At 70.8% G+C, this 22,022-nt stretch carries 22 protein-coding genes and 1 pseudogene; 11 read left to right on the top strand and 12 right to left on the bottom strand.

What is annotated here, in order from left to right; all coding sequences use genetic code 11:
* Positions 1-4 precede the first annotated feature (4 nt).
* Both aspA and F7Q99_RS31840 read left to right on the top strand, forming a co-directional pair.
* Complete coding sequence (gene aspA, locus F7Q99_RS31845) at positions 5-1,471, top strand: aspartate ammonia-lyase (RefSeq protein WP_195911339.1); 1,467 nt, start codon at positions 5-7, stop codon at positions 1,469-1,471.
* Positions 1,472-1,749: 278 nt separating this feature from the next.
* A complete protein-coding gene (locus F7Q99_RS31840) occupies positions 1,750-2,163 on the top strand; it encodes a hypothetical protein (protein WP_153468017.1) in 414 nt (137 codons plus the stop codon).
* Between the two features lie 194 nt (positions 2,164-2,357).
* On the opposite strand, the gene F7Q99_RS31835 is transcribed toward F7Q99_RS31840, so the two are convergent.
* From F7Q99_RS31835 to F7Q99_RS31810, 7 genes and pseudogenes are all read right to left on the bottom strand, one after another.
* A complete protein-coding gene (locus F7Q99_RS31835; RefSeq protein ID WP_153468014.1) occupies positions 2,358-3,056 on the bottom strand; it encodes a formyltransferase family protein in 699 nt (232 codons plus the stop codon).
* Positions 3,053-3,622 (bottom strand): AMP-binding enzyme, encoded by a 570-nt coding sequence (locus F7Q99_RS43925; protein WP_456114942.1) that lies wholly within the window; start codon positions 3,620-3,622, stop codon positions 3,053-3,055. Before F7Q99_RS43925 ends, F7Q99_RS31835 begins: the two co-directional genes overlap by 4 nt.
* Positions 3,623-3,655: 33 nt before the next feature.
* Positions 3,656-5,023 (bottom strand): annotated as a pseudogene (locus F7Q99_RS43920) (amino acid adenylation domain-containing protein); the annotation flags it as partial.
* 1,193 nt (positions 5,024-6,216) lie between these two features.
* Positions 6,217-7,254 carry an NAD-dependent epimerase/dehydratase family protein gene (locus tag F7Q99_RS31825; RefSeq protein ID WP_153468011.1) on the bottom strand — a complete coding sequence of 346 codons (1,038 nt, stop codon included), beginning with the start codon at positions 7,252-7,254 and terminating at the stop codon, positions 6,217-6,219.
* On the bottom strand, positions 7,251-9,221 hold the full coding sequence (locus tag F7Q99_RS31820; RefSeq protein WP_153468008.1) for a fatty acid CoA ligase family protein: 1,971 nt from the start codon (positions 9,219-9,221) through the stop codon (positions 7,251-7,253). The genes F7Q99_RS31825 and F7Q99_RS31820 overlap by 4 nt, the downstream gene beginning before the upstream one ends.
* The gene (locus tag F7Q99_RS31815; protein ID WP_153468005.1) at positions 9,218-10,186 is read right to left on the bottom strand and encodes a beta-ketoacyl-[acyl-carrier-protein] synthase family protein; all 969 of its coding nucleotides are present in this window, start codon (positions 10,184-10,186) and stop codon (positions 9,218-9,220) included. The genes F7Q99_RS31820 and F7Q99_RS31815 overlap by 4 nt, the downstream gene beginning before the upstream one ends.
* Positions 10,187-10,188: 2 nt before the next feature.
* Positions 10,189-11,238: a 3-oxoacyl-ACP synthase III family protein gene (locus F7Q99_RS31810; RefSeq protein ID WP_326847388.1), complete on the bottom strand. Its 1,050-nt coding sequence runs from the start codon at positions 11,236-11,238 to the stop codon at positions 10,189-10,191.
* An 845-nt stretch (positions 11,239-12,083) separates the two neighbouring features.
* Here F7Q99_RS31810 and F7Q99_RS31805 point away from each other — a divergent pair.
* Complete coding sequence (locus tag F7Q99_RS31805; RefSeq protein WP_195911338.1) at positions 12,084-12,830, top strand: alpha/beta fold hydrolase; 747 nt, start codon at positions 12,084-12,086, stop codon at positions 12,828-12,830.
* A 475-nt stretch (positions 12,831-13,305) separates the two neighbouring features.
* Positions 13,306-14,070, top strand: a complete 765-nt coding sequence (locus tag F7Q99_RS31800) for an alpha/beta hydrolase family protein (protein ID WP_153467999.1) — start codon at positions 13,306-13,308, stop codon at positions 14,068-14,070.
* Between the two features lie 194 nt (positions 14,071-14,264).
* Here the strand turns inward: F7Q99_RS31800 and F7Q99_RS31795 are convergent, their stop codons facing one another.
* From F7Q99_RS31795 to F7Q99_RS31775, 5 genes are all read right to left on the bottom strand, one after another.
* Positions 14,265-14,429: a hypothetical protein gene (locus F7Q99_RS31795; RefSeq protein WP_153467996.1), complete on the bottom strand. Its 165-nt coding sequence runs from the start codon at positions 14,427-14,429 to the stop codon at positions 14,265-14,267.
* 762 nt (positions 14,430-15,191) lie between these two features.
* Complete coding sequence (locus F7Q99_RS31790; RefSeq protein ID WP_153467993.1) at positions 15,192-15,422, bottom strand: DUF6458 family protein; 231 nt, start codon at positions 15,420-15,422, stop codon at positions 15,192-15,194.
* Between the two features lie 16 nt (positions 15,423-15,438).
* Positions 15,439-15,708 carry a GlsB/YeaQ/YmgE family stress response membrane protein gene (locus tag F7Q99_RS31785; protein WP_153467990.1) on the bottom strand — a complete coding sequence of 90 codons (270 nt, stop codon included), beginning with the start codon at positions 15,706-15,708 and terminating at the stop codon, positions 15,439-15,441.
* A gap of 241 nt (positions 15,709-15,949) precedes the next feature.
* Positions 15,950-16,960, bottom strand: coding sequence for a YihY/virulence factor BrkB family protein (locus F7Q99_RS31780; RefSeq protein WP_153467987.1), 1,011 nt, complete (start codon positions 16,958-16,960; stop codon positions 15,950-15,952).
* A 246-nt stretch (positions 16,961-17,206) separates the two neighbouring features.
* On the bottom strand, positions 17,207-17,539 hold the full coding sequence (locus F7Q99_RS31775; RefSeq protein ID WP_153467983.1) for a helix-turn-helix transcriptional regulator: 333 nt from the start codon (positions 17,537-17,539) through the stop codon (positions 17,207-17,209).
* Positions 17,540-17,758: 219 nt separating this feature from the next.
* On the opposite strand from F7Q99_RS31775, the gene F7Q99_RS31770 reads away from it, so the two are divergent.
* From F7Q99_RS31770 to F7Q99_RS31740, 7 genes are all read left to right on the top strand, one after another.
* Complete coding sequence (locus tag F7Q99_RS31770; protein ID WP_195911337.1) at positions 17,759-18,085, top strand: STAS domain-containing protein; 327 nt, start codon at positions 17,759-17,761, stop codon at positions 18,083-18,085.
* 430 nt (positions 18,086-18,515) lie between these two features.
* Entirely contained in the window at positions 18,516-18,887 is a 372-nt protein-coding gene (locus F7Q99_RS31765) for a gas vesicle protein GvpO (RefSeq protein WP_407697905.1), read from the top strand.
* A 2-nt stretch (positions 18,888-18,889) separates the two neighbouring features.
* Positions 18,890-19,315 carry a gas vesicle protein GvpJ gene (gvpJ, locus tag F7Q99_RS31760; protein ID WP_407697904.1) on the top strand — a complete coding sequence of 142 codons (426 nt, stop codon included), beginning with the start codon at positions 18,890-18,892 and terminating at the stop codon, positions 19,313-19,315.
* Positions 19,316-19,318: 3 nt separating this feature from the next.
* On the top strand, positions 19,319-20,032 hold the full coding sequence (locus F7Q99_RS31755; protein ID WP_153467973.1) for a GvpL/GvpF family gas vesicle protein: 714 nt from the start codon (positions 19,319-19,321) through the stop codon (positions 20,030-20,032).
* A 38-nt stretch (positions 20,033-20,070) separates the two neighbouring features.
* Positions 20,071-20,334, top strand: coding sequence for a gas vesicle protein GvpG (locus F7Q99_RS31750; RefSeq protein ID WP_326847478.1), 264 nt, complete (start codon positions 20,071-20,073; stop codon positions 20,332-20,334).
* 35 nt (positions 20,335-20,369) lie between these two features.
* Positions 20,370-20,951: a hypothetical protein gene (locus F7Q99_RS31745; protein WP_153467967.1), complete on the top strand. Its 582-nt coding sequence runs from the start codon at positions 20,370-20,372 to the stop codon at positions 20,949-20,951.
* Positions 20,952-20,982: 31 nt separating this feature from the next.
* Complete coding sequence (locus F7Q99_RS31740) at positions 20,983-22,020, top strand: SRPBCC family protein (RefSeq protein ID WP_326847387.1); 1,038 nt, start codon at positions 20,983-20,985, stop codon at positions 22,018-22,020.
* The last annotated feature ends 2 nt before the right edge of the window (positions 22,021-22,022 follow it).

The following is a 22,022-nucleotide window of genomic DNA, read 5'->3' as shown; positions in this document are numbered from 1 at the left end:
CCCCATGTCGGCATCCGCCCCCGGCACTTCCGGCGCCCACCCCCGCATCGAGCACGACCTGCTCGGCGAGCGGGAGGTCCCACACGACGCCTACTACGGCATCCACACCCTGCGCGCGGTGGAGAACTTCCCCATCACCGGCACCCGGATCTGCGCCTACCCGGACCTGGTGACCGCGCTCGCCGCCGTCAAGCAGGCGGCTGCGCTGGCCAACCGTGATCTCGGCCTGCTGGACCAGGACAAGGTGAGCGCGATCGTGCGGGCCTGTGAGGAGATCCGTGCCGGGATGTTCCACGACCAGTTCGTCGTGGACGTGATCCAGGGCGGCGCCGGCACCTCCACCAACATGAACGCCAACGAGGTCATCGCCAACCGGGCTCTGGAACTGCTCGGCCACCACCGGGGCGAGTACCGGCTCCTGCACCCGCTGGAGGACGTCAACGCCGGGCAGAGCACCAACGACGTCTACCCGAGCGCGGTCAAGCTGGCCCTGCAGCTTGCCGCGCACCGCCTGCTGGAGGCCATGGAGGAGTTGCGGATCGCGTTCGCGGCCAAGGCCGAGGAGTTCGCGGACGTGCTCAAGATGGGCCGCACCCAGCTCCAGGACGCGGTCCCGATGACGCTCGGTCAGGAGTTCGCCGCGTACGCCGTCATGCTGGCGGAGGACCAGGCGCGCCTGAACGAGGCGTGCACGCTGGTTCAGGAGATCAACCTCGGCGGCACCGCCATCGGCACCGGACTCAACGCCCACCCGGACTACCCAGAACTGGCCTGCCGTCACCTGAGCGCGATCACCGGCATCCCGCTGACGGTCGCCGGCGACCTGGTGGAGGCGACCCAGGACGCCGGGGCGTTCGTCCAGCTCTCCGGTGTGCTCAAGCGGATCGCCGTCAAGCTCTCGAAAACCTGCAACGACCTGCGGCTGCTCTCCTGCGGCCCCCGCGCGGGCCTCGGGGAGATCAACCTGCCCCCCGTGCAGGCCGGTTCCAGCATCATGCCGGGCAAGGTGAACCCGGTGATCCCCGAGGTGGTCAACCAGATCGCCTTCGAGGTGATCGGCAACGACCTGACCGTCACGTTCGCCGCCGAGGCCGGGCAGCTCCAGCTCAACGCCTTCGAGCCGGTCATCGCGCACAGCCTTCTCAAGAGCCTCACCCACCTGCAGGCAGGCTGCCTGACGCTCGCCCAGCGGTGCGTCAGCGGCATCACCGCCAACCGCGGACACCTCGCCCACCTCGTCGGGCGGTCCATCGGCCTGGCCACCGCGCTCAACCCGCACATCGGGTACGAACAGGCCACCGCCGTCGCCCAGGAGGCACTCGCCACCGGGGCCGGCATACGCGAACTCGTCGTGGCCAGAGGTCTGCTGAGCACCGAACAGCTCGAGCACATCCTCCACCCGGACAACATCGCGCGCCCGCACACCCGAGCCATCGCAACGGGCGGCTCGTTCTCCGGCGCGACCTCGTGATCGGTCCTACGTCTCCTCGGCACAGGCACCGCAGCCGCCCTCGTCGAAACTGACTCCGCACGTGATCGGCCGGACGCCCGAGACAGGCGGACGCCCGCCCGGTGGGGCAGCACGTATGTGCTGCCCCACCGGGCGTATGAAGAGGGCAGCTCTCGGTGAAGTAGCCGAAGAGGTCGACGACGGCGTGGCTGGGGCCGCCGAGGGTTGGCGAGGTCCACCAGCTGGTTCTGACCCGAAGGGACCGTGGGGTGGTCAGTGGGAGTTGGTAGGTTCCGCGCATGGCTGTTTTCACCAATCGCCGCTCGATCACGTCGGCGGATTCCCTCACCCCCGTCCAGGCGGAGCAGGTCGCACTGAGCGGCACGCTGTACGACGGCGAAGACCTGCCGGCCGAGCGGAGGCTGTCCGCCGACGGCGACGACGAGGCGGTGCTGAACCTCTGCGAGCTCTGGGACGTGGTGGCCGACGGAGTGCCGCTGTACGAGGCCTGGTTCTACCAGGTGGACAGCGGTTCGATCTTCCTGGCCGGGACGACGGAGGTGGTTGCGGAGATCATCCAGTGCGGGCTGGAGTGCTCCGACCCCGAGCGGCGGCTGGAGCTCGGCGCGGCGATGGTCCGGGCCGGCCTGCTGCCCGCGTCGGACTCGGCCTACCAGGAGTTCCGCGAGGCGACGGGGGACGCCCCGGCCTAAGTCGTGTCCCACCTGGTGGCGGAATCTCCATGCACTGACATTGCGTCGGGGTGAGGTTCCGAACCGGGATTCGCGGGCGCCCCGCTGCCGAGGTGGAGCGGGGAAGCCCTCCGGACCGGAAGATTCCCGAGGGCCCGGCCGGTGTCTACCGGCCGGGCGCTGCGACGGGTTTGCAGAGCGGCACCGCAGGGCCGTCAGGCCAGTGCCTCGGCGAGCTCGGGGAGGTACCCGGCGAGGAAGCCCAGGTCGGTGGCACGGGCGAACCTCGGGTGCTTTCGGTACCGGGGGAGCCGTCCCAGTGCCGTGCGGCCGAAGTAGCCCCCTCCCCGCGCTCCCGGGGAGGCGCCCGGGGAGGGGGCCGGGTCGCCGGGCCAGTCGGGGTCGGCCGCCACGAGTGGCAGGCACCGCTCGAAGAGCCGGTGACAGACCTGCAAGCCCCGGCGCATCACCACGTGGTACGGCTCCTCGGCACCGATCGGATAGGGATCGGAGGCCAGGACGGGACCGGTGTCGATGCCTTCGTCGACGAGGTGGAGCGTGGCGGCGAACTCCGGCTCGCCGCCCAGCATGGCGTACACCAGTGCGACTTCGGGCATCCCGCGGTAGGCCGGGAGAGGGCCGTGGTGGACGTTGAGGACACGCAGCCCGGTGGACAGCACCGGAGCACGGAAGATCATCCGGTTGTTGACCGACCAGACCAGCCCGTCCGTGCAGGCCGCCGCCAGCTCGCCGGCGACCGCGTTGACGTCCGCGGTGCCGAGGAAACGGACGCCGGACGGCACCGCGGCGGCGCCGTCCACGGCCGGGCCGCAGACCAGGTCCACCGGCAGCCCGCTGTCCAGCGTGTGCCGTACGGCGCGCCACAGCAGCGCGCCCTCACCGACGAAGATCATGCCTCGCTCCGCACGACGTTGACGGCAGCGACGACGCGGCCCAGGGTCAGCTCGCCGCTCAGCGGTCCGAGCCGGTCCAGCAGCCGCCGCTCGGCCGACCCGCCGAGCAGCTCCTCACCGAGGGCCGACAGCATCTCCAGCACGGCGAGCGAATCGCCGCCCAGCGCGTGGAAGTCGGACGAGGCGTCGAGGCCCGCGGCCTCGCAACGCAGGACCCGCGACCAGATCTCCGCGGTCACGTCTGCCACGGCGTGACCAGAGCGCGCATCGGAGCCCGCATCAAAGCCCGCCCCGCCCGGTGAGCCGTCCGCACCCGCCGTGGCGGCCTCGAAGGGATCCGGCAGCGCCTTGCGGTCGGTCTTGCCGCTGGCGGTCTCCGGCAGCGCCGGGAGAACGCGTACCACGGTGGGCACCAGGTGCGGCGGCAGCGACCGGGCCAGCTCGGCCCGTACGGCGGCCTCGTCGATGGCGGTGATGTCCTGGGCGAGGACGACGAACGCGCACAGGGCCCGTACCTCCTCGGTCCGGCCGCGGGCGACCACGGCGGCCTGGGCGATGTCCGGCATCCCGGTCAGCGCCGCCTCGACCTCGGCCGGTTCCACCCGGTGGCCGCGGATCTTCACCTGGTCGTCGACGCGTCCCGTGTACTCCAGCTGTCCGTCGGGCAGCCGCAGCACCAGGTCCCCGGTCCGGTAGGCACGGCGGCCGTCCGGCAGGAGGACGAACCGTTCGTCGGTGAGGTCGGGGCGGCCCAGGTAACCGCGGGCCAGCTGCACGCCAGTGACGTACAGCTCGCCGAGCCGGCCGTCCGGGACCTCGCGCCGCCGCTCGTCCAGCACGCTCACCCCGGTGCGGTGCACCGGAACGCCGATCGGCGCCGACCCGCGGGAGATGCCGTCCTCGACGACGGCGACCGTACAGGCGAGCGTGGCCTCGGTGGGGCCGTAGGCGTTGACGATGAGACAGTCCGCTCCGAAGTCCTCGCGCGCCCGTCGGGCCGTGGCCGCGGTGAGGTTCTCGCCGCCCAGCTGCAGCGCGCGGATGCCCGTCGGTCGGACACCGAGCCGTGCCGCGAGGTCGAGATGGGTCGGGGTGAGCGACAGGGTGTTGGCGAGCCGGCCCGAGAACATGTCGCGGAGCTTGAGGTGGTCGAGCTCGCCGGGTACCGGCACGATCGCTCCGCCGTGCAGCAGCGGCGGGAAGATCTGCATCAGCGACAGGTCGAAACCGGGCGAGAAGGAGTACGCGGCACGGGTCCCCGCGTCGCACCGCATGAGCGGGGCCAGCCAGCCGACGGCGTTGACCAGGCTCCGGTGCTCCACCTGCACGCCCTTGGGCCGGCCGGTGGACCCCGAGGTGTAGATGACGTACGCCAGGTCGTCCGGGCCCGGCGCGGCGGTGGCGAGTGCCTCCCGCGCCCGCGCGTCGAGCGGACCGCCGTCGGTGGCGACGGTGGCGACGTCCTCCAGCAGGATCGTCGTACCGTCAAACCCCCGGGCGAGATCCGCCCAGGCGGCCTCCGCCAGGCAGAACCGGGCCTGCGCGTCACCCAGCAGCTCCGCGACGCGCTGCGCCGGATTGCGGACGTCGACGGGCAGGAACGCCGCGCCCGCCTTGAGGACGCCCCAGACGCCCGCGAGCCCGTACGCCGTGCGGTCGGCGACGACCCCGACGACCTCACCGCGCCGCACGCCCCTGGCGAGCAGTTCGGCGCAGACGGCGTCGGAGCGCCGGTCCAGTTCGCGGTACGACCAGTGCGCGGCGTCACCGGTCACCGCGGGGGCCTGCGGGGAGCGGACGGCCTGCGCGCGGAACAGCTGGACGACCGTGGTGTCCAGCGGCGGCAGCCCCTCGGGCCCCGGGGCGAGGAGCCGCTCGGCGGCGCCGGGCTCAAAACGCGGTCGCCGCAACTCCTGCGAACCCGCCGCCGGCAACTCCCCGGAACCCGCCGCCGGTTCGCCCGTCATGAGCGCCCCGGCGATCCGGTCGATCAGCGCGTCGCAGCGCTCACCCACGTCCGCGGCCCCTCGGGCGGAGACCACCAGCTCGGTGTGGCCGGGCAGTTCGAGCAGCACGACGCTGAAGGGCACCAGGGGGGCGTGGACGGGCAGGGCGTAGACCGTGGTCGCGGCGAACCCGTCGGCGCTGAACTCCGCGGGATCCAGCCGGCCGGCGTGCGAGACGATCGCCGAGGCGAGGTGGCGCTGCCGTGCCAGGCCCGCGGTCCTGGAGGCGCGGACGAGGGCCGCGGCCACGGGCAGCGGAAGCCCGGCGAGCGACGCCTCGGCTCCGGCCGCCAGTTCCCGCCGGTCCGCGAGGGCGTCCAGCAGCCGGCGGTGGACGGCGTCCGGACCCTGGCCGGGCGGCACGTCGAGGAACACGGGCAGGGTGAGGTTCGCCGTGGCGGACGAGGCACGTGCGTGTCGTCGCAGGTCGACCGGCACCATGATCCGGGCCGGGGAGCCGACGGCTTCGGCGAGCGCCGCCGAAACCCTCGCGGTCGCGGCCGCGGGCCGGCCGGGCACGGTCCGCCGCCGCCACACGGCGGCCATGCCCGCCTGGCCGCCCAGCGGAGAACGCTGGTCGAGCCCGAGGCGGGGACGCTGCCCGGTCCTGCCCAGTGAGTCGAGGAGCCGGTAGTCCGTCAGCGTGTCCGCGGCGTCCTGCGGCGGCTCGCCCCGGAGGGCGCGGAAGACCTCGGCGGCCCAGGTCCGCAGGCCCTTGAGGTCCATCACCGCGTGCGCGGCGCGGAAGACCACGGTGGACGGCTGCCCGGTGAGCAGCAGCACCTCGCACGCCGGACGGTCCTCGGCCTGCGCCAAGTGGCCGGTCAGCTCCGGCAGTCCGGTCAGCGCGGTGCGGTCGAAGGAGCCGGCGTCCACGACCACGACCCTGGCCGGCACCCCGCTGTCGGTCCACGTCCGGCCGCGGCGCACGACCCGGGAACCGGGGCAGGACCGGGAGGCCCGTGCCACGGCGCGGGCCAGTGCCTGGGCGGCGATCTCCCCGTCGCCTTCGACCACGAGCTGGATCACCATCATCTCGCCGAGCCGGGCGGCGGCGAGGTAGGACCACTCGGTGGGCGAGACGGGCCGCCGGAAGACGCAGGCGCTTCCACTGACGGACCCGGTACCGGACCCGGTGGTTGTGTCGTGCACGGTCAAGGCTTCACCTTCCTGACGAACTCGCCGACTCCGCCGATCTCGTCGATCCAGGCCGCCAGCCGGGCCATCCCGGTCTCGTGGTCCACCACCGGCGCCCCGAGGTCGCGGCGCGCCGCCGAGGTGTCGTACGTGGCCGACCGGGTCAGCAGTGCCAGCGAGTAGCGGGACAGGGACGGGGATGTGTGCCTGGCGAGCGGAGGCAGCTTGCGCGCCATGTCCGCCGCGAAGGCGGCGGCACGCAGCGGTCCGAGGGGGACCCGCCCGGTCGGGGGCGTGCCGCCGAAGCGTTCGGCGAGGTCGGCGAGGGTGCTCCACACCTCCACCGGCTCCGGGTCCGCGACGAAGTAGGCCCGGCCGCCCACTCCTTGGGCCCGGGCGGCCCGGACACTCGCCTCGGCGGCGTTGTCGCAGTGGCACAGCGAGGCGTGGACGGGCCTTCCTCCGGAGAGGTCGGGCAGGCGCGCGGCCATCATCTTCGCCAGCAGACGCGGCATGAACCCGGAATGGTCGCGCGGGCCCCACACGGCGCGCGGCCGCAGCGCGACCGTGGTGAAGTCCGGCCGGTCGGCGGCCAGGACGAGACGTTCCGCGGCGGCCTTGGTCTCCGAGTACAGGTTGAGGAAGCGCTTCGGGTAGGGCTCGCTCTCGTCGATGCCGAGCCGGTCGCCGTCGCGCACACCCATCAGCGCGCTGGGACTGCCGATGAACACGAACCGCCGCGCCCCGGCGTCGCGGGCCGCCGTCATCAGCCGCCGCGTGCCGTCGACGTTCTCGTCGCGGAACTGGGCCCGGGTGCCCCGGTCGGTGACCCGGGCGGCGCTGTGGTGCACCGCGTCGATCCCGTCCACCGCCGCCCTCAGCGCGGCCGGGTCCCGCAGGTCGCCGTAGGCGAACTCGATGCCCGCCACGGTGCGCAGATGGCTGAGGTCGCTTCCCTCGCGCACCAGCACGCGGACCTCGTCGCCGGCCCGCAGACAGGCGTCGACGATGTGACTGCCCAGGAATCCGGACGCGCCCGTCACCAGGACCTTCATGGCGAAACACCCTTCCTGCCGGCGCGGGCCGTCCGCCACCACGTCGCCCCGAAGAGCATCGTGAGAGCGGCGGTGGCCCACGGCCTGCGGCCGGTGGCCAGTTCCCGCTCCGCACGCAGCGCGGCCGGTATCTGCGCCGCGTGGACGACGACGCTGAGGAAGACGTCGAGCCACCACAGCGCGGTGAGCACCGGATGGTCCCAGGGCAGCAGCGGCCAGGCGGCCACGTACGCCCAGCCGGCCAGCGGTACGGCGCGCAGCGCCAGGCCCGCGGCCGTCGGGCGCCGGCTCCCGGTGAGCCGGTCCTCGGCCCAGCCGGCCAGCAATTCCCGGCGGATCTTGGCGTTGTGGCGCACGTCCACCGGGAACGCCGGGTGCGGCAGGAAGTCCGCGATCGGCTTCGTCATCGGGCTGGTCGCACCGAGGGCCCGCAACTCGTCCGAGATGCGCGGCCATTGGTCCCGGCCGGTGCCGGGCGCCAGCTCCACGCACAGCACCGGCCGCTCCCGCCCGCGCGGCCCGACGCCGACCAGGGCGGTGCGCCGCACCCGCGGATGGGCGTTGAAGACGCTTTCGCAGCGCACCGTGTGCAGGTCGCCGTCGGGTGTGCGGACCCGCTGGCTCTTGCGTCCGCAGAACCAGATCCGGCCCGCCTCGTCGATCCATCCGACGTCACCGGTACGGTGCCAGCGGGTGACGCCGTCCTGGATCTTGTGGTCGGCGTCGGCCTGCGCCGTCCGGAAGTAGCGGGGGCTGACGGCCCGCCCGCTCACCACGATCTCGCCCGGCTCACCGGGCGGTACGGCCAGGCCAGGCTCCCACCGGGGCACCGGCCCGTCACTGATCGCGACGGTACGCACCGCCATGCCCGGCGCCGGGCGGCCCAGGCAGACACCGAGTCCGGCGGCCGGACCGTCGGCGAGACCGGCCAGCGCCTCACGGCTCTCCAACAACGCCATGGGCAGGGCCTCGGTCGCCCCATAGGTGCTGAACACGCGTGCCTCGTCGGGCAGTACGGCGCGCAGCGCGCCCATCAGAGCGGGGCTCACCGGGGCGCCGCCGGAGATGACCAGGCGCAGCGAGGGCACCGGCGTCCCGGTCGCGGCCAGGTGGGAGACGAAGGGGGCCAGCAGCGCCGGGGAGGCGAACATCGCGTCCACCCCGAAGCGCCGGATGGCGTCGGCGAGCGGCGCCGGGTCGGCGGCGCCGACCCGGGCCATGTCCATCCTCGGCACGACCACGGTGCGCCCGGCCAGCAGGTCGAACACGCCCATGAGCGGCATGGTGACCAGGGTGGTCGTCTCGTCGTCCGTGAAGTGGCTCTCCTCGGCCCCCTGCGCCATCGCGCGGAGCATGCCGACGGTGACCTCCACCGGCTTGGCCGGACCGGTGCTGCCGGTGGTGTAGCCGATGAGCGCGAGGTCGTCCGGGCCGGTTCGCGCCGGGGGCGGCGCCGGCCGGCCGGCGCCGGCGGCGATCAGCTTGCGCAGGGCGGTGCCGTCCGCGCCGCCCACCGTGACCGAGCTGCGCACCCCGGCGAAGGCGCGCGGGCGCAGCCGCCGCAGCACCTGGGCCTTCGGGACGCCGATGAAGGCCTCCACGCGGACCCGCCGCAGGCAGTCGAGCATGCGGTCCAGGCCCATGCCGGGGTCCACGACGACCGGCACGGCGCCCACGTGCATCATGGCGAGGACCAGGGTCAGCAGGTCGCCGCCGGGCGGCACCAGCAGGGCCGTGCGGGTGCCGCGGCGGATGCCGTGCGCTTCCAGGCCGGCGGCGCAGGCCGCGACCCTGGTGGCGAGTTCGGCGTAGCCGACCATGGTGTGGGCGGCGCGGCCGTCCGGCCCGGTGCGCTCGGCGTCGGGGTGGATGAGCGCGGTCCTGCCGGGTGTGCGGGCGGCGTGCCCGGCGAACAGTTCCGCCGGGGAGGCGGGCCGGTCCCGGGGGAGGGAGGGGGCGGGCGTCATCGGGCGGTCCCGTCGCCGGTGTCGGGCAGCCGGTAGAGCGAGGCCGCCGAGGTGAGTCCCGCGCCGACCGTGAGGAAGAGCACCCGGTCGTGTCCGGCGAGCCGGCCGGTGTCCAGGGCCTGGCGGTAGCCGTGGACGAGCGCCGAGGTGTGCGGGTCGCCGTGGACGCCTTCGACGGTGACGGCGGCGTCGGAGGCGAGGCCGAGGCGTTTGGCGAGGCGCGCGGCGAACGCGGGTGACGGCTGCGAGGTGACCAGCAGGGTGCGGTCGAGGGCGACGTGCGCCCGGCCGGCGTCATCCGTGCCGTGGGCGCCGTCCTCGGCGTTCAGCACGGTGTGGACGGAGTCGACGGCGAGGGCCAGCATCCGGTCCAGGACGTCGTCGTCGCGGTCCACGACGATGCTGTTGCGTCCGTCGGCACCGACGTCGGGCAGCGGCAGGTAGCCGTTGACGCCGTGTCCGCCGGGCAGGGACCGGTGGTGCACACGGCCGAAGCCGAGGGCGTCGCCGGTGTGTTCCAGCAGCAGGGCCGCTCCGGTGCTCGCGTAGGGGAAGGCGGTTGTGCCGGCGCGGGAGGGGTCCGTCGAGGGGTGGGTGTCGGCGCAGACCACCATGACCCGGCGGGCGCCGCCGGTGGAGAGCAGGGCGCCGGCCGCCTGGACGGCGTTGAGCACGCCGCAGGCCCCGTTCATCAGGTCGAAGGAGAACGCGGCCCGCCGGTCGGGGGAGCGGAGGTAGTCGAGGTTGATGCCGATGCTCTTCTGGATGAGCGCGGCGACGGACGGTTCGACGATGTTGGAGTCGCGGTAGACGCCGACGTTGATGAGGACGTCGACGTCGGCGGCGGACAGCCCGGCCTGTTCCAGGCAGGCGCGGCCGGCCGCGGCCGCGTGGCCGATGGAGCTGCCGGAGCTGCCGGAGCCGTGGGCCGGGGCGAGCGCGGCCGAGGTGATGACGGTGGCCATGGTCACACCTCCAGGGAGGAGACGGTCGCGGACAGGAAGCCGGTCACGACACCCGAGGCCGCGGGCACCATCAGCACCTTCGACCCTTCGGGTATGCGGCCCTCGGCGAGCGCCTGGTGCAGCACCAGGTAGTGCGACGTGGTGGCGGTGTTGGCCAGCCGGTCGACGACCGAGAGGGACGGCGGCATGGGTGCGGCGAAGCGGCTCTCGCCCGTGGCGTTCATGAAGTCCACGAACCGGGTGCCGACCTGGTGGTGGATGACGAAGTCGTATCCCTCGTCGGCGAATCGGCGGCCCTGCTCGGCCAGCCGGTCCCCGTGGAAGGCCGGCCACAGCGAGAGCCGGTCCTCGGCGTGCATCTCCTTGTTGTTGGTGTACATGGCCATGCCGCCGGTGCCGTCACTGGGCATGCCGAGGCACAGGTGCGAGTACTCCGAGCACGTCATCAGCTCGATGTCGTGGATCACGTCCCGGTCGTCCGTCGCGCGGTCCATCACCAGGGCGACGGCGGAGTCGCCTACGGACATCGACGCGAACTGGGGGTCCCTGCTGTCCTCCATCTCGCGCGCGGCGGTGAAGGCGATGGGGGAGATCTGTTCCCCGCTCAGCACCAGGCCGTTGCGCACGGTGCCGGCGCGGATCATCCGGTCCAGCAGGAGGACACCGGTCATCATGCCAGCGCAGGCGTTGGAGACGTCGAAGTGGACGGCGCGGTCGGCGCCGATCTCCTTGGCGATGCGGTGCGCGAACGAGGGCTCGAACTGCAGACGCCCGCCGTCGGTCATGCGGCTGATGGAGCAGGAGATCACGGCGTCGATCCCGTCCGGTGCGTAGCGGGACCGGCTCAGACAGTCGCGGGCCGCCGAGACCGCCATCGTGAGGCTGTTCTCGGGGTTCTGCGCGGTGTCGTCCGCCACCCGCCGTTCCGTCGTCCCGGTGATCTTCACGAGGTCGAACTCCGGGGCCTTCTCCAGGCGGTCGAGGAGCTCCCGGGTGGTCATCACCGTGGCGGGGAGGTAGGCCCCGATGGCTTCTAAGCGAGTCTTGTTCACGACACCCTCTTTCTTTCTTGCGCGGGTCCGGCTGATTAAAGCCACGTAAAATCACGCGAGGTGAATCGTCATCACCTTCGTGCACGCCGGAACTCGATGCGCCCATGGCTACTGTGCGGACTTCTCCCTGGTCGTGGGAGTGCCGCATGGCGTGGGCGCGTCAATCACTATCGGAGACTATCGTATTACCCAAAGCGACTTGCCCTGTGGGGATGTGACGATCACCACCCGCCATTTCCGGCCTCGCGTGCGCAGCCGCGGCAAGGAGCTCGGAGCGACCGGACGCCGCGGATCCCTCCTGCTCGGAGGCGTAGGGGCGAACGGCCGTTGCACCGCCGGAGATTGATCAGCCGTCGGGAGGTCGGCGAAAGAGAGCCTGATCCGTCCCGGGATTCGACGCCGCCTGCGAAGGGGCCTCCTCGGAGCGCCTACTGTCCTCTCTGTACAGATGGTTCGGCCCGGCAGGCGGTGATCAGGAAGAGCAGAGACCCTGCCCTTCATTCCCCGGATTCCCGCCGCCGGAGCGCACCGCCCAGGTACGGAAACCCGCCCTCTCCCGACCCCCGGCCCTACCATCCCGGCCGTGACCACCGACTCCGCCGCGATACTCCCGATCGCAGCGCCGGTCAACGCCGAGCCCACCGCCCTCGCCACCAGCACCTGCGGGCATGCCACGCCCTGATCGCCCAGGCGCTCACCCCAACGGCGACCGCGACCGCGCAGCGCCGTTCCACCGCGAGGCGGCCGAGCCAGCCCGGCTCCCCGAAGCCAGGACTGGAATCTCCCGCAGGAGGAGGTCCTACGTTCGGACCGGCAGCACAGCCGAGATACCGAAAGGGTCGATCATGACGACATTTCTGCTGGTCCCCGGGCTCTTCATGGGCGGTTGGGCCTGGGACGCCGTGGCCGCCGAGCTGTCGGCGCGCGGACACCGGGCGATCGCGCTGACCCTCCCGGGGCTCGGCGAGCGGGCCGGCGAGGACGCCGCGGCGATCGGCCTCGCCGCACACACGGACGCGGTGAGCGAGGCGCTCGCCGCCCAGGACACGGGGGTGGTGCTGGTGGCGCACAGCTACGGCAGCTTCCCCGCCCTCGCGGCCGCCGACCGTCAGCCCGAGAAGGTCGAGCGGGTGGTGTTCGTGGACACCGGCTTCCCGGAGTCCGGCGAGGCGGTGACCACGTCCATGCCGCACCTCGCGGAGATGGCGGAGGACCACGTGATCCCGGTCCCGCCCGGGATCGACGCCGTCCACGGCGTACCGGACGACGAACTGGCGCGCCACCGCCGCCTGGCCACCCCGCACCCCTTCCGGACCGTCACCGAACCGATCGAGCTGACCGGCAACTGGCGCACGATCCCCACCACGGGCGTCTTCTGCCTCGCCAACGGTCTGAGCCTGGAAGTCGCCCGGTTCCTCCACGGGACCGGCGCGCCCCAGTACGCCAAGCTCGCCGAGCCGGGGGTCACCTACTTCGAGCTCAACACCGGCCACTACCCGATGCTTTCCACGCCGCACGAGCTGACCGACGCCCTGGTGCGGGCGTCGGCGGGGGAGGGCCTGGACCTGTGGGGGAAGGAGGTCGGGAGCTAGGCACCACATCGGCCCGCAGGCCAAGGAGTTCCTGCCGCAGTGGTCAGCCGGCTCCACCCCTCGGCGGCGACCTGTACGCCGCGAACCGGACCGACGATGGGGTCCGCGTGATGATCGGTGACGTGCGGGGCAAAGGCTTGTCCGTCATCGGCGAGGCCGCCCTGCTGTTCGGCGCCTTCCGAGAGAGCGGGGCAGTACACCGGCCTGGCCGACCCCGCCGGACAAAACCTGGCAGCCGGGCGCTGAGCGCTCCAGATACTCGGCCTGTCCGGAGTTGGATCACGGGGCGGGGAAAGGCTTGAAGAGATGATGATCAAGCTGATAGCTTCCAGTCGACCGTGACACCGCTCGAGGAGGTGAGACCCATGAACGCTGTACCGACGTGGGTGCTCCCCCTTTCCGTCACGGCCGGCGATTGACGTAGGTGTCGCCGGGAGCGCCTCGACAACAGGGCACTTCCGAAAGGCCACACCTCATGCACTCTCTCGAGTTCACCGCCGAGTCGTCCTCGAACGGCATGGTCGAGCGCGACTTCACCATCGGTGACGTTCCCGGCGTTCTCTGGTCGCCGGCGTCCGGCGCGGACCGTGCTCCCCTGGTCCTGATGGGGCACGGCGGGGGCAACCACAAGAAGCACCCGGCGATGTCGGGCCGCGCACGGCTCCTCGTGAACGGCTGCGGTTTCCACGTCGCGGTCCTCGACGCGCCCGGTCACGGCGACCGGCCGCGCACGGCACACGACGAGGCGGAAATCGCCGAGCTGTTCCGGGCGAGGGCGGCCGGCGAGCCGGAGGGCCCGATCGTCGTCCGCTACAACGACCACCTGGCCGAGCTCGCCGTGCCCGAGTACCTGGCGCTGCTGGACGCCCTCCAGCAGCTTCCGGAGATCGGCGCCGACGGGCCGGTCGGCTACTGGGGCATCAACATGGGCACCGCGATCGGAATACCGTTCGTGGCGGCCGAGCCCAGGATCACCGCCGCGGTCTTCGGTCAGCACTGGCCCGACGTCCTGGCCGAGAAGGCGAAGCAGATCACCATCCCGATCGAGTTCGACCTGCAGTGGGACGACGAGCACATCTCACGCGAGGACGGTCTCGCGCTGTTCGACGCCTTCGCCTCGAAGGAGAAGTCGTTGCACGTGAACTCGGGCAGGCACAAGGAACTGCCCCGGTTCGAGGCCGACAGCGCGGTCCGGTTCTTCGCCCGGCACCTCGGCCGAGCGGTCACCTCGTCGGGCTGACATGCGTGGTAGCGGCGCCCGGCTGGCAAGCCGGACGCCGCGACCAGGCCCCAGGTCGAGGGTGCGTATCCACACGATGGATCCGCCGAGGCGCACCCACGGCGGCACCCACACCGCCGAGCTGCTCCTGCCCGACGCGCAGGGCCAGGTCGGCCGTCCCGCCGAGCTTGTCTTCGAGCGCGTCCCCGGGTTCGTCACGGTGCCTGGGCATCCGCCGCCGGCGGCTCGGCCTCCTCGTCGTCCTCGGCCTTGGCCCGAACGTCCTTCGGGGTGGGTACCGGGATGTTCCGCTGCTCCGCGGACCGCTCCCGTGTCTCCTCATCGACCTGCGGGGTGTCGCTCTCATCGGGGGTGTTCACGGCATCGTCCTTCCTCCAGGCTGATGCTCCTCGCCGACGGCGTGGGAAGTACCAGGGCGACTGCCCCGCCCACCGGCTCCCAATCGGTGGAGCGAGCGAATCATGGGGACCGTAGACAGGTACGCGAAAGGGCTGCGATCCGCGTCGACCAGACCGGGCGGACCACCCGATCGTCGGCTCGGAGAGGGCCGCGCCGGTGAACATCGCGCTGCGCATCGCGCAGCAGCCCGAGGCCGACGCCCTGCTCTCGCGCAGTGCCGGCGCCGACCGACCGACGGCACCTCACTCCCTGACTGGTCGTTACATGCGATGAGGTCGCAGCCCACGAAGTTGGGGCCTTGTCGCGGGTAAACACCCGTTCAGTAAGGGAGCGGGCGGCCCGACGGTGACCGCAGATCGAGCGGCGGCAGCGGGCGCTGCGGAGTGGGGCGCTTCGTTACCTTGATCCCGGGCATCTCCGTCACCTCCTCGATCCAGAGGGACCCACCGGACGTCTGCCCGTCCTAGCCGCTTTCTACCGGACCGGCGGGCACGAGCACGGACGCGGGTGCGGCCGGTGTCGACTCGCCGAGTGGCCGGGCAGGTCTTGGGCCGACCGCACCCGGTCCAGGCCGGACACCCGGCCTGGACCCGTTACCACGAGCGCCCACACCATTGGCACCGGCGCGCCCCTGCGGTCAGCTTGATCGGTCATGCGCTGCACAACGGCAGAGTCGTTCTTCCCGTCGTTGGCGAGGTCTCACCTTCCGTGGTTGCGAAGCCTCACAGACGTTCGTCGCGGCGACGCTCCACCGGAGGCTCATCGACTATGTGGTCCCGGACCATGTAGCGGCCCCGGTACACCAGGCCGAGGAACAGGATGACTCCCAGCGCTCCGACCGCCATGAGGATGATGCCGACCATGTGGAGGTCGACTGCCGAAACATCACGCTTCACGGCAAAGGCGAGTATCACACCGGCCGCGAGCAAGAATATGGAAACTCCTAGTCCCATGGTTGTTTCTCCTGACCTACCGTCGGGCGCGCGAGCGGTGCCACAGCGGTGCGGCGAGTGCCACGACGACTACGGCGAAGCCCACCTGGAGCAGGTGCCGGATCCAGTCCACGCCACCGGTGTGGCGGACACCGATCCAGCCGGCAGCCGCGTTGCCGAGCAAGGCGGCCGCTGCTCCGAGGAGCATCGTCAGCCACCACGGGATGGCCTGCCGCCCTGGCAGGATCAATTTTGCGAGTATCCCGAGCACGAGTCCGATGAGAAGTATCCACAGAATCTGGAACATCTGTCCCACCTCGCGATCATGGCTCGCCGACCGGGTTGAAGAACGATCCTGCGGAACCCTTCTTTCCGTATGTGTGATTTTTAGACGTGTCGTGGAATAGCGGCGAGGGATATTCTCGGACGGAAGCTGCGGGTGCCGGGGACGAAACCGTGGGTGACGACAAGAAGATCACACTGTCGTCCGTCATCCGCACCGAGCCAGCGGCGCCGGGATGCTGGTCCCGTCCTGCCCATGCCTGGTCTCAACCCTCCGGGTCGGGTGTCGTTTCGGTGCGGCCGCTCGTCCCTGGGGGTGTGCTGTCGTCTTTGAACTCGACGTCGACGTGCTGCTCGGGACGGCGTTCCTCCTGGTTCGCGATGGATTCCAGCACTTCCTCGTCCGCCTCGGTGAGCGGTGGCTGCAGGATGCTTCGCGGCCACAGTCGCCGGTGCAGAACCACATTGGTCTCGGCCGCGTACACGGTGATCGTCGCGGCCAGATAGAGCCAGGAGAGCAGGCCGATCACGGTTGCGAAGAACCCGTAGATGGCTGTGGCATGGCGCAGTTGGTGGGTCACCAGGAGGGCGCCGAAGGCCTGCAGGATGGTGAACAGGGGGCCGGCGATCGCGCATCCGGGCAGCAGGGCGCGGATGGAGACGGTCTTGGGGGTCAGGATGCGGAAGCAGGCCAGGCACAGGCCGGAGTTGATCACGGCGGACAGGATGAGGGCGCCGATGCGTGCGGCCTGCCCGCCAAGGGTGGTGGCGACGAGAGTGGCGGCGGCGGTGGCCAGCAGCAAGCCCACGGCGAGCGTGGTGAACAGCAGCAGGCTGCGGGCCAGGCGCGGAAAGTAGCCGGGGCGGATCACTCCGGGCACGTTCCAGACTTCGGCCATGGCGTGCTGAAGGACCTGGGCGATACCGAGCGCGCCGTACAGCAGGCCGAGGAGGGCAACGACGAGGGCGAGGCCGCTGCCCTGGACGGTGTGGACGTTCTGGCGGAGCTGGTCGCCGATGATGGGGAAGTCGGCGAGCGCGGAGTCGACGATGGCCTTCTGGGCGCCTGGGTGTCCGTGGAGGATGAAGCTGAGGATGGTGCTGAGCAGGAGAAGCAGCGGGATGAGGGCGACGAACCCGTAGTAGGCGATGAGGGCTGCGAGCAGACCACCGCGGTCGTCTCCGTACTTCTTGACCACGCCGACGACCATCCCCGGGGCAGTGTGCCGTTGTTGGGCGCGGTCGAGAGCGCGGAGGGTGCGTTCGACAGGATTCATGCCTGGGCTCCCTTGTCGTCCGGCCTCAAGCCGGGGGCTTGTCCACGGCGCGTCTACCCGTCGCGCGGCCGACTACCGACCGACCCCGGGTGGTGGACGCGCGGCTGGGGGGAGTCCGCGGGCCGGCCCTGGCTATCTGAAGGTCACTCGTCCCAAGCGGCTGCTGAAGCAAGTCGTCCTGACGAGTGCGGCGTGCGCTATCAGCATGAAGCGCTGCCCGGAGCCGCCCGCCTCGTTCCTGAAGTCCTACTCCTGCACGCTCCCGACCGGCGGCCGGAACGTTTGCACCGCTGGCGAGGTCAGAAATGCAAGGAGAGCGGCCACGGAAAGCTCGCCGTCGGCGGGGTGGCGCAGGCGGGTGTCGGGAACGATCTCGTATCTGTTGCGGCGGCCGGTGCGGGTGTGCGTGAGATAGCCGGCCGTCTCCAGGTCCGCGACGATCGCCCGGACAGCACGCTCGGTCAGATCGCATTGCGCGGCGATGTCGCGCAGCCGGATTCCGGGGTCCCGCGCGATGGTCCCCAAGACCCGAGCATGGCTGGTCAGGAAAGTCCAGTTCGTCCTCGATCGCTGGGGCATGGGCCTCTCCACGCTCCCATCGTAGGTCCGGCCATTCCGGTATCACAAAAGATGATTTTCGATTCAGGTTTTGCTTGACCTATGTGGGGAAGTCGCTCACGCTAGCAGTACAGCCTTGATTCGCCAGCATTCCGGGAGCCCGCCATGTCCGGGTGGCCACAGCAACGAAACACCGTCGAGAGACGGATGGTCCAGCCGCCAACCGCCTACCGGCCCGGCTTGATCGCGGCCACGAACAATCACATGTACGTGCGGCTCGCCGGAACCGCGCAACAGCCGGTCGCCGCCGTCACCGGTGACATCGATCAGGACAGTGGCGCCGATCTCCAGCGCGCTCTGACAATCGCCCTCGATGCCAGCCCCCGAAGGCTGACCATCGACATGACCGGCGTCGGTTTCACCGACAGCAATGGCTTGAACGTCCTGCTGCGGATGCGCGAGCGAGCCCGCCACGCCGGCAAGATCCTCTCGCTGCGCCCGGGGCGCTGTCTGGCGCGGCTGCTCGAGGTGACCGAGACCGGCAGCCTCTTCACCATCGAACCGTAGTCGGCCGAGCCGGCTGTGTAAGCGAGAGCCACCGGAAGAATCGCTCTGACATGCCGCACCTGCACAGGGCCCCCATAGTCGTGGGCCACCTGGTCCGGCAGGACCTCCTGGCCGCCCGCCCAGGCGAGCGCGGCCTTCCACACAGGCTGTCCACCGGCGGCCCGGCGACGATGCTCCACCCCGCAGGCAGCAACCTGACAGGGGATCGGCCGCGCCAGCGCTGCCACCGCCGGGTCAGGTCGGACGACGCGGCGGATCGGCGGCAGTCGGTTGCCCCTTCGCGGTTCGGCCCTCGCCCCGGTCGGTTGTCTGGTGAGCGCAGCCCCTCGGCGCCACGCGAGGTTTGGATGCGATCGCGATTCGCCGCATGGGCGACCTGTATCCGGGTAGCCGGACGCAGTGAATCATTCGTAACGAGTTGGTCAAGGCGGTGAATGTCACGGCTGAGCACGAGGCAAAGAAATCGAGCGCGCCGCGGAAGCGGGCGACCCCACCCCGACGGGTGACGGCCACCGAGGCTCTGGAGAGCGCGGCGAAACAGCTGACAGAGCTGCTCGGCAGGGCGCCGGAGTCGGTCTCGGGGCTGAGGCCGACGGAGCAGGGCTGGGAGGCTCAGGTCGAGGTCGTGGAGCTGGAGCGGATTCCGGAGACGGCCAGTGTGATGGCCAGCTACCAGGTCATCCTCGACCCGGAGGGCCAACTGCTGGCGTACCAACGGGACCACCGGTACTCGCGCGCACAGGTCGACAGGGGCAACGCCACTGGGCGTGGCCCTCTTCATTCGGAAGGACAAGGGCCGTGACTGTGATGCCACAGGGCGGGGGCGCCGTGCCCTCGACAGGAGGCTCCGGGAACCTCTACGACGTGTTGGAGCTCGTCCTCGACAGGGGGCTGGTCATCGATGCGTTCGTCCGGGTGTCCCTGGTGGGCATCGAGATAGCGAAGATCGACGCACGAGTCGTCGTCGCCAGCGTGGACACCTATCTGCGCTTCGCCGACGCATGTAACCGCTTGGATCTGGAGACGGGTCGCAAGGCCCCTGCCAAGCTGACGGACGTCGTGGGGGAGACCCTCGAAGGAGGGGCCAAGGGGAAGGCCAAGGGCGCGCTGGAAGGCGCGGTCGAAGCCTTCGCCGACTCCTTCCACAAGGGGCGCGACGAGGACGCCGAGGCTGAACCCTCGCGACGCCGTTCCTCGCAACGTCGCTCCTCGCAACGTCAGGAGGAGTAACCGATGTCTTTGTACGTGTATGCCATTACCAAGGCATCCCACCCGCTGCATCTCGACGAGCTCCGGGGAGTAGGGGATCCTCCGGCCAAGGTCTATGCGGTACGCGGTGATTCCCTCTGTGCCGTCGCCAGTGAGATGCCTGAGGACCTGGCGGCCAGGCGCCGGGACCTGGAGGCCCACCACGGGGTTCAGGAGAGGCTGTGGGCCGACGGTGCCACGCTGCCGTTGAGCTTCGGGTTCGTCGCCCAGGACGAGGACATGGTTCGGGCCCTCCTCGAAGAGCGAGCCGAGGAGTTCACCCAGCGCATGGAAGAGCTCACGGACCGTGTGGAGTTCAACGTCAAGGCGACTCAGGACGAAGAGGCGATGCTGCGCGAGATCCTCGAGGAGTCGGACGAGCTGCGCCGCCTGAACGAAGCCACCCGTGAAGGCGGCGGCTCGTACGAGGAGCGGGTGGCCTTCGGTCAGATGGTGGCCGAGCAGGTGCAGAGCCGTCAGAACGTACTGGAAGGCGAGATCGTCGCGGCCCTGAAGCCGCTCGCACGCGCCGAGCGACTCTCGCCGCCTTCCTCGCAGTACGCCCTCAACGCCTCCTACCTGGTGGACCGCGGCAAGGCCGAGGAATTCGTCGAGGCCGGTCGGAAGCTGGCCAAGCGCTACCAGGACCAGGCCGAACTTCGAGTCCTGGGCCCGTTGCCGCCCTACAGCTTCGTCTGATCAGCTCCGCAGTCACAGCAAATCGCACAGGAGGCGTGGTGGGAGTACTGGTTCAGTTCCTGACCTTTCCGCTCGCCCCGGTCAGGGGCGTGGTCTGGGTGGTCGACAAGGTTGTCGAGGCCGCCGAGCGCGATTACTACGACCCCGAGCCCGTGCAGGCGCAGCTGGCGGAGTTGGAGAGGGCGCGGGCCGAAGGCCATATCGAGGAGGAGGAGTTTGAGCGGCAGGAGGACGAACTCCTGGCGCGGCTTGAGGAGAGCAAGGCATATCAGCTCAGACGAGGCGCACAGGGCGGGGCCTGAGATGGAACCCCCGCGCCGCAGGAGATGAAGACGACATGATGACCAAGGCCAAGATCGGCGCCGCCGTACTCGGCGGCTACGTGCTCGGCCGAAGGAAGAAGGCCAGACTTGCCCTCGGGCTGGGCGCGCTGCTCGCCGGAGCGAGGGTCAAGCCAAAGCAACTCGCGGACGCGCTCACCAGTTCGCCGCTTCTCAGCGGCGTCAGCGAGCAGGTGCGCGGGGAACTGGTGAATGCTGGCAAAGAGGCAGCCACCTCCGTGCTGACGACCAGGGCCAACAGCCTGGCCGACTCGCTCCACGAACGCACCCGTGGTCTCCGGGAGAAGAGCCGGGCGGACGATGAGGCCGAAGAGCGCGAACGGCACGAAGAGCACGAGGGGCACGAGGAGGAGCGCGGGCACAAGGAGCGCGAGGAGCGCGAGGAAGAAGAACACGAAGAGGCGGCGAGCAGTCCGGCACGCTCGGTTTCACGTGCTGCCCGGGCGCCGGCGCGGAAGGCGGGCGAAGCCGCGCGGAAGACGGCCGACAGACCTCGCCGTGACAAGGCGTCCACCGGCCGGCCCCGCTCTTCGAGCGGAGCTTCCGGGGGGCGGAGCAGGAGGCCGGACGATGGCTGAGACGAAGTCGGCGGTTGGGGCGCTGGAAAGAGTGCGCGAGCAGGCGCAGGCCAATCCGGGGACAAACCGGCTGATGGAGGAACTGGAGCACTACCTCGAGACGCGGGCGGAGCTCGCGGTGGCTGGTCTCGGCCATCGCCTCGGCCGGGCCGCGACCCGGCTGGCACAGCCGGGCGGCGGCACCGGCGGGCTCGTCGAGGCCCTCTCCAAGGGGGGCAAGAAGCTCGGAGTGCGGGCTTCGCCGGGCAAGGCCGTGCTGCTGGCGGGCGCTTCCCGGGTGAAGGACGCGGCCCGCAAGGCCGTGGAGACCATCGGGAAGGACGGCGGGCAGAACGCGGGTGGCCAGCCCGCCGGGACCAGGACGCTGACCGTCATCGAGGACATCGATGTGGGCGTTCCGGTGCGCGAGGCTTACAACCAGTGGACCCAGTTCGAGGAGTTCGGCAGGTTCGCCAAGGGCGTGCTCGCCGTCGAGCAGCGCGACGACGCCACAACCGACTGGCGGGTGAAGGTCGGCAAGGCCAAACGCAGTTGGCGTGGAAAGATCACCGAGCAGGTGCCCGACGAGAGGATCGCCTGGGCCTCCGAGGGCGAGAAGGGCACGACCAGGGGTGTGGTCACCTTTCACCCCTTGGGCGAGAACCTGACCAAGGTGCTGCTCGTGCTGGAGTACTTCCCCAAGGGCATGGTCGAGAAGACCGGGAGCCTGGTGCGGGCCCAGGGGCGCCGCGCCCGACTGGATCTGAAGCGCTACCGCGCGTTCCTCATGCTGCGCGGCGAGGCCACCGGCGGCTGGCGCGGAGAGATCCACGAAGGCCGAGTGGTCGGCGAGCCGGCGGAATCCACCAGTGAGGAGGAGACCCCGCACGACGACGAGCAAGAGGAAGAGCCGTACGACGAGGAGGAAGAGGAGGAAGAGGAGGAGCCGTACGACGAGGAAGAGGAGGAAGAGGAGGAAGAGGAGGAGCCGTACGACGAGGAAGATTTCGACGAGGAAGAGGAGGACGACGAGGAAGAGGAGCCAGCCGAGGAAGAGCGCCCGCGGCGCAGGTCTGCGGCGAGGCGCTGAGT

It is taken from the genome of Streptomyces kaniharaensis, from assembly GCF_009569385.1.
In the GTDB taxonomy this organism is placed as follows: Bacteria; Actinomycetota; Actinomycetes; order Streptomycetales; family Streptomycetaceae; genus Kitasatospora; species Kitasatospora kaniharaensis.
The sequence above is the reverse complement of the archived record's forward strand: the minus strand, read 5'-3'. Positions and strand labels throughout refer to the sequence as shown.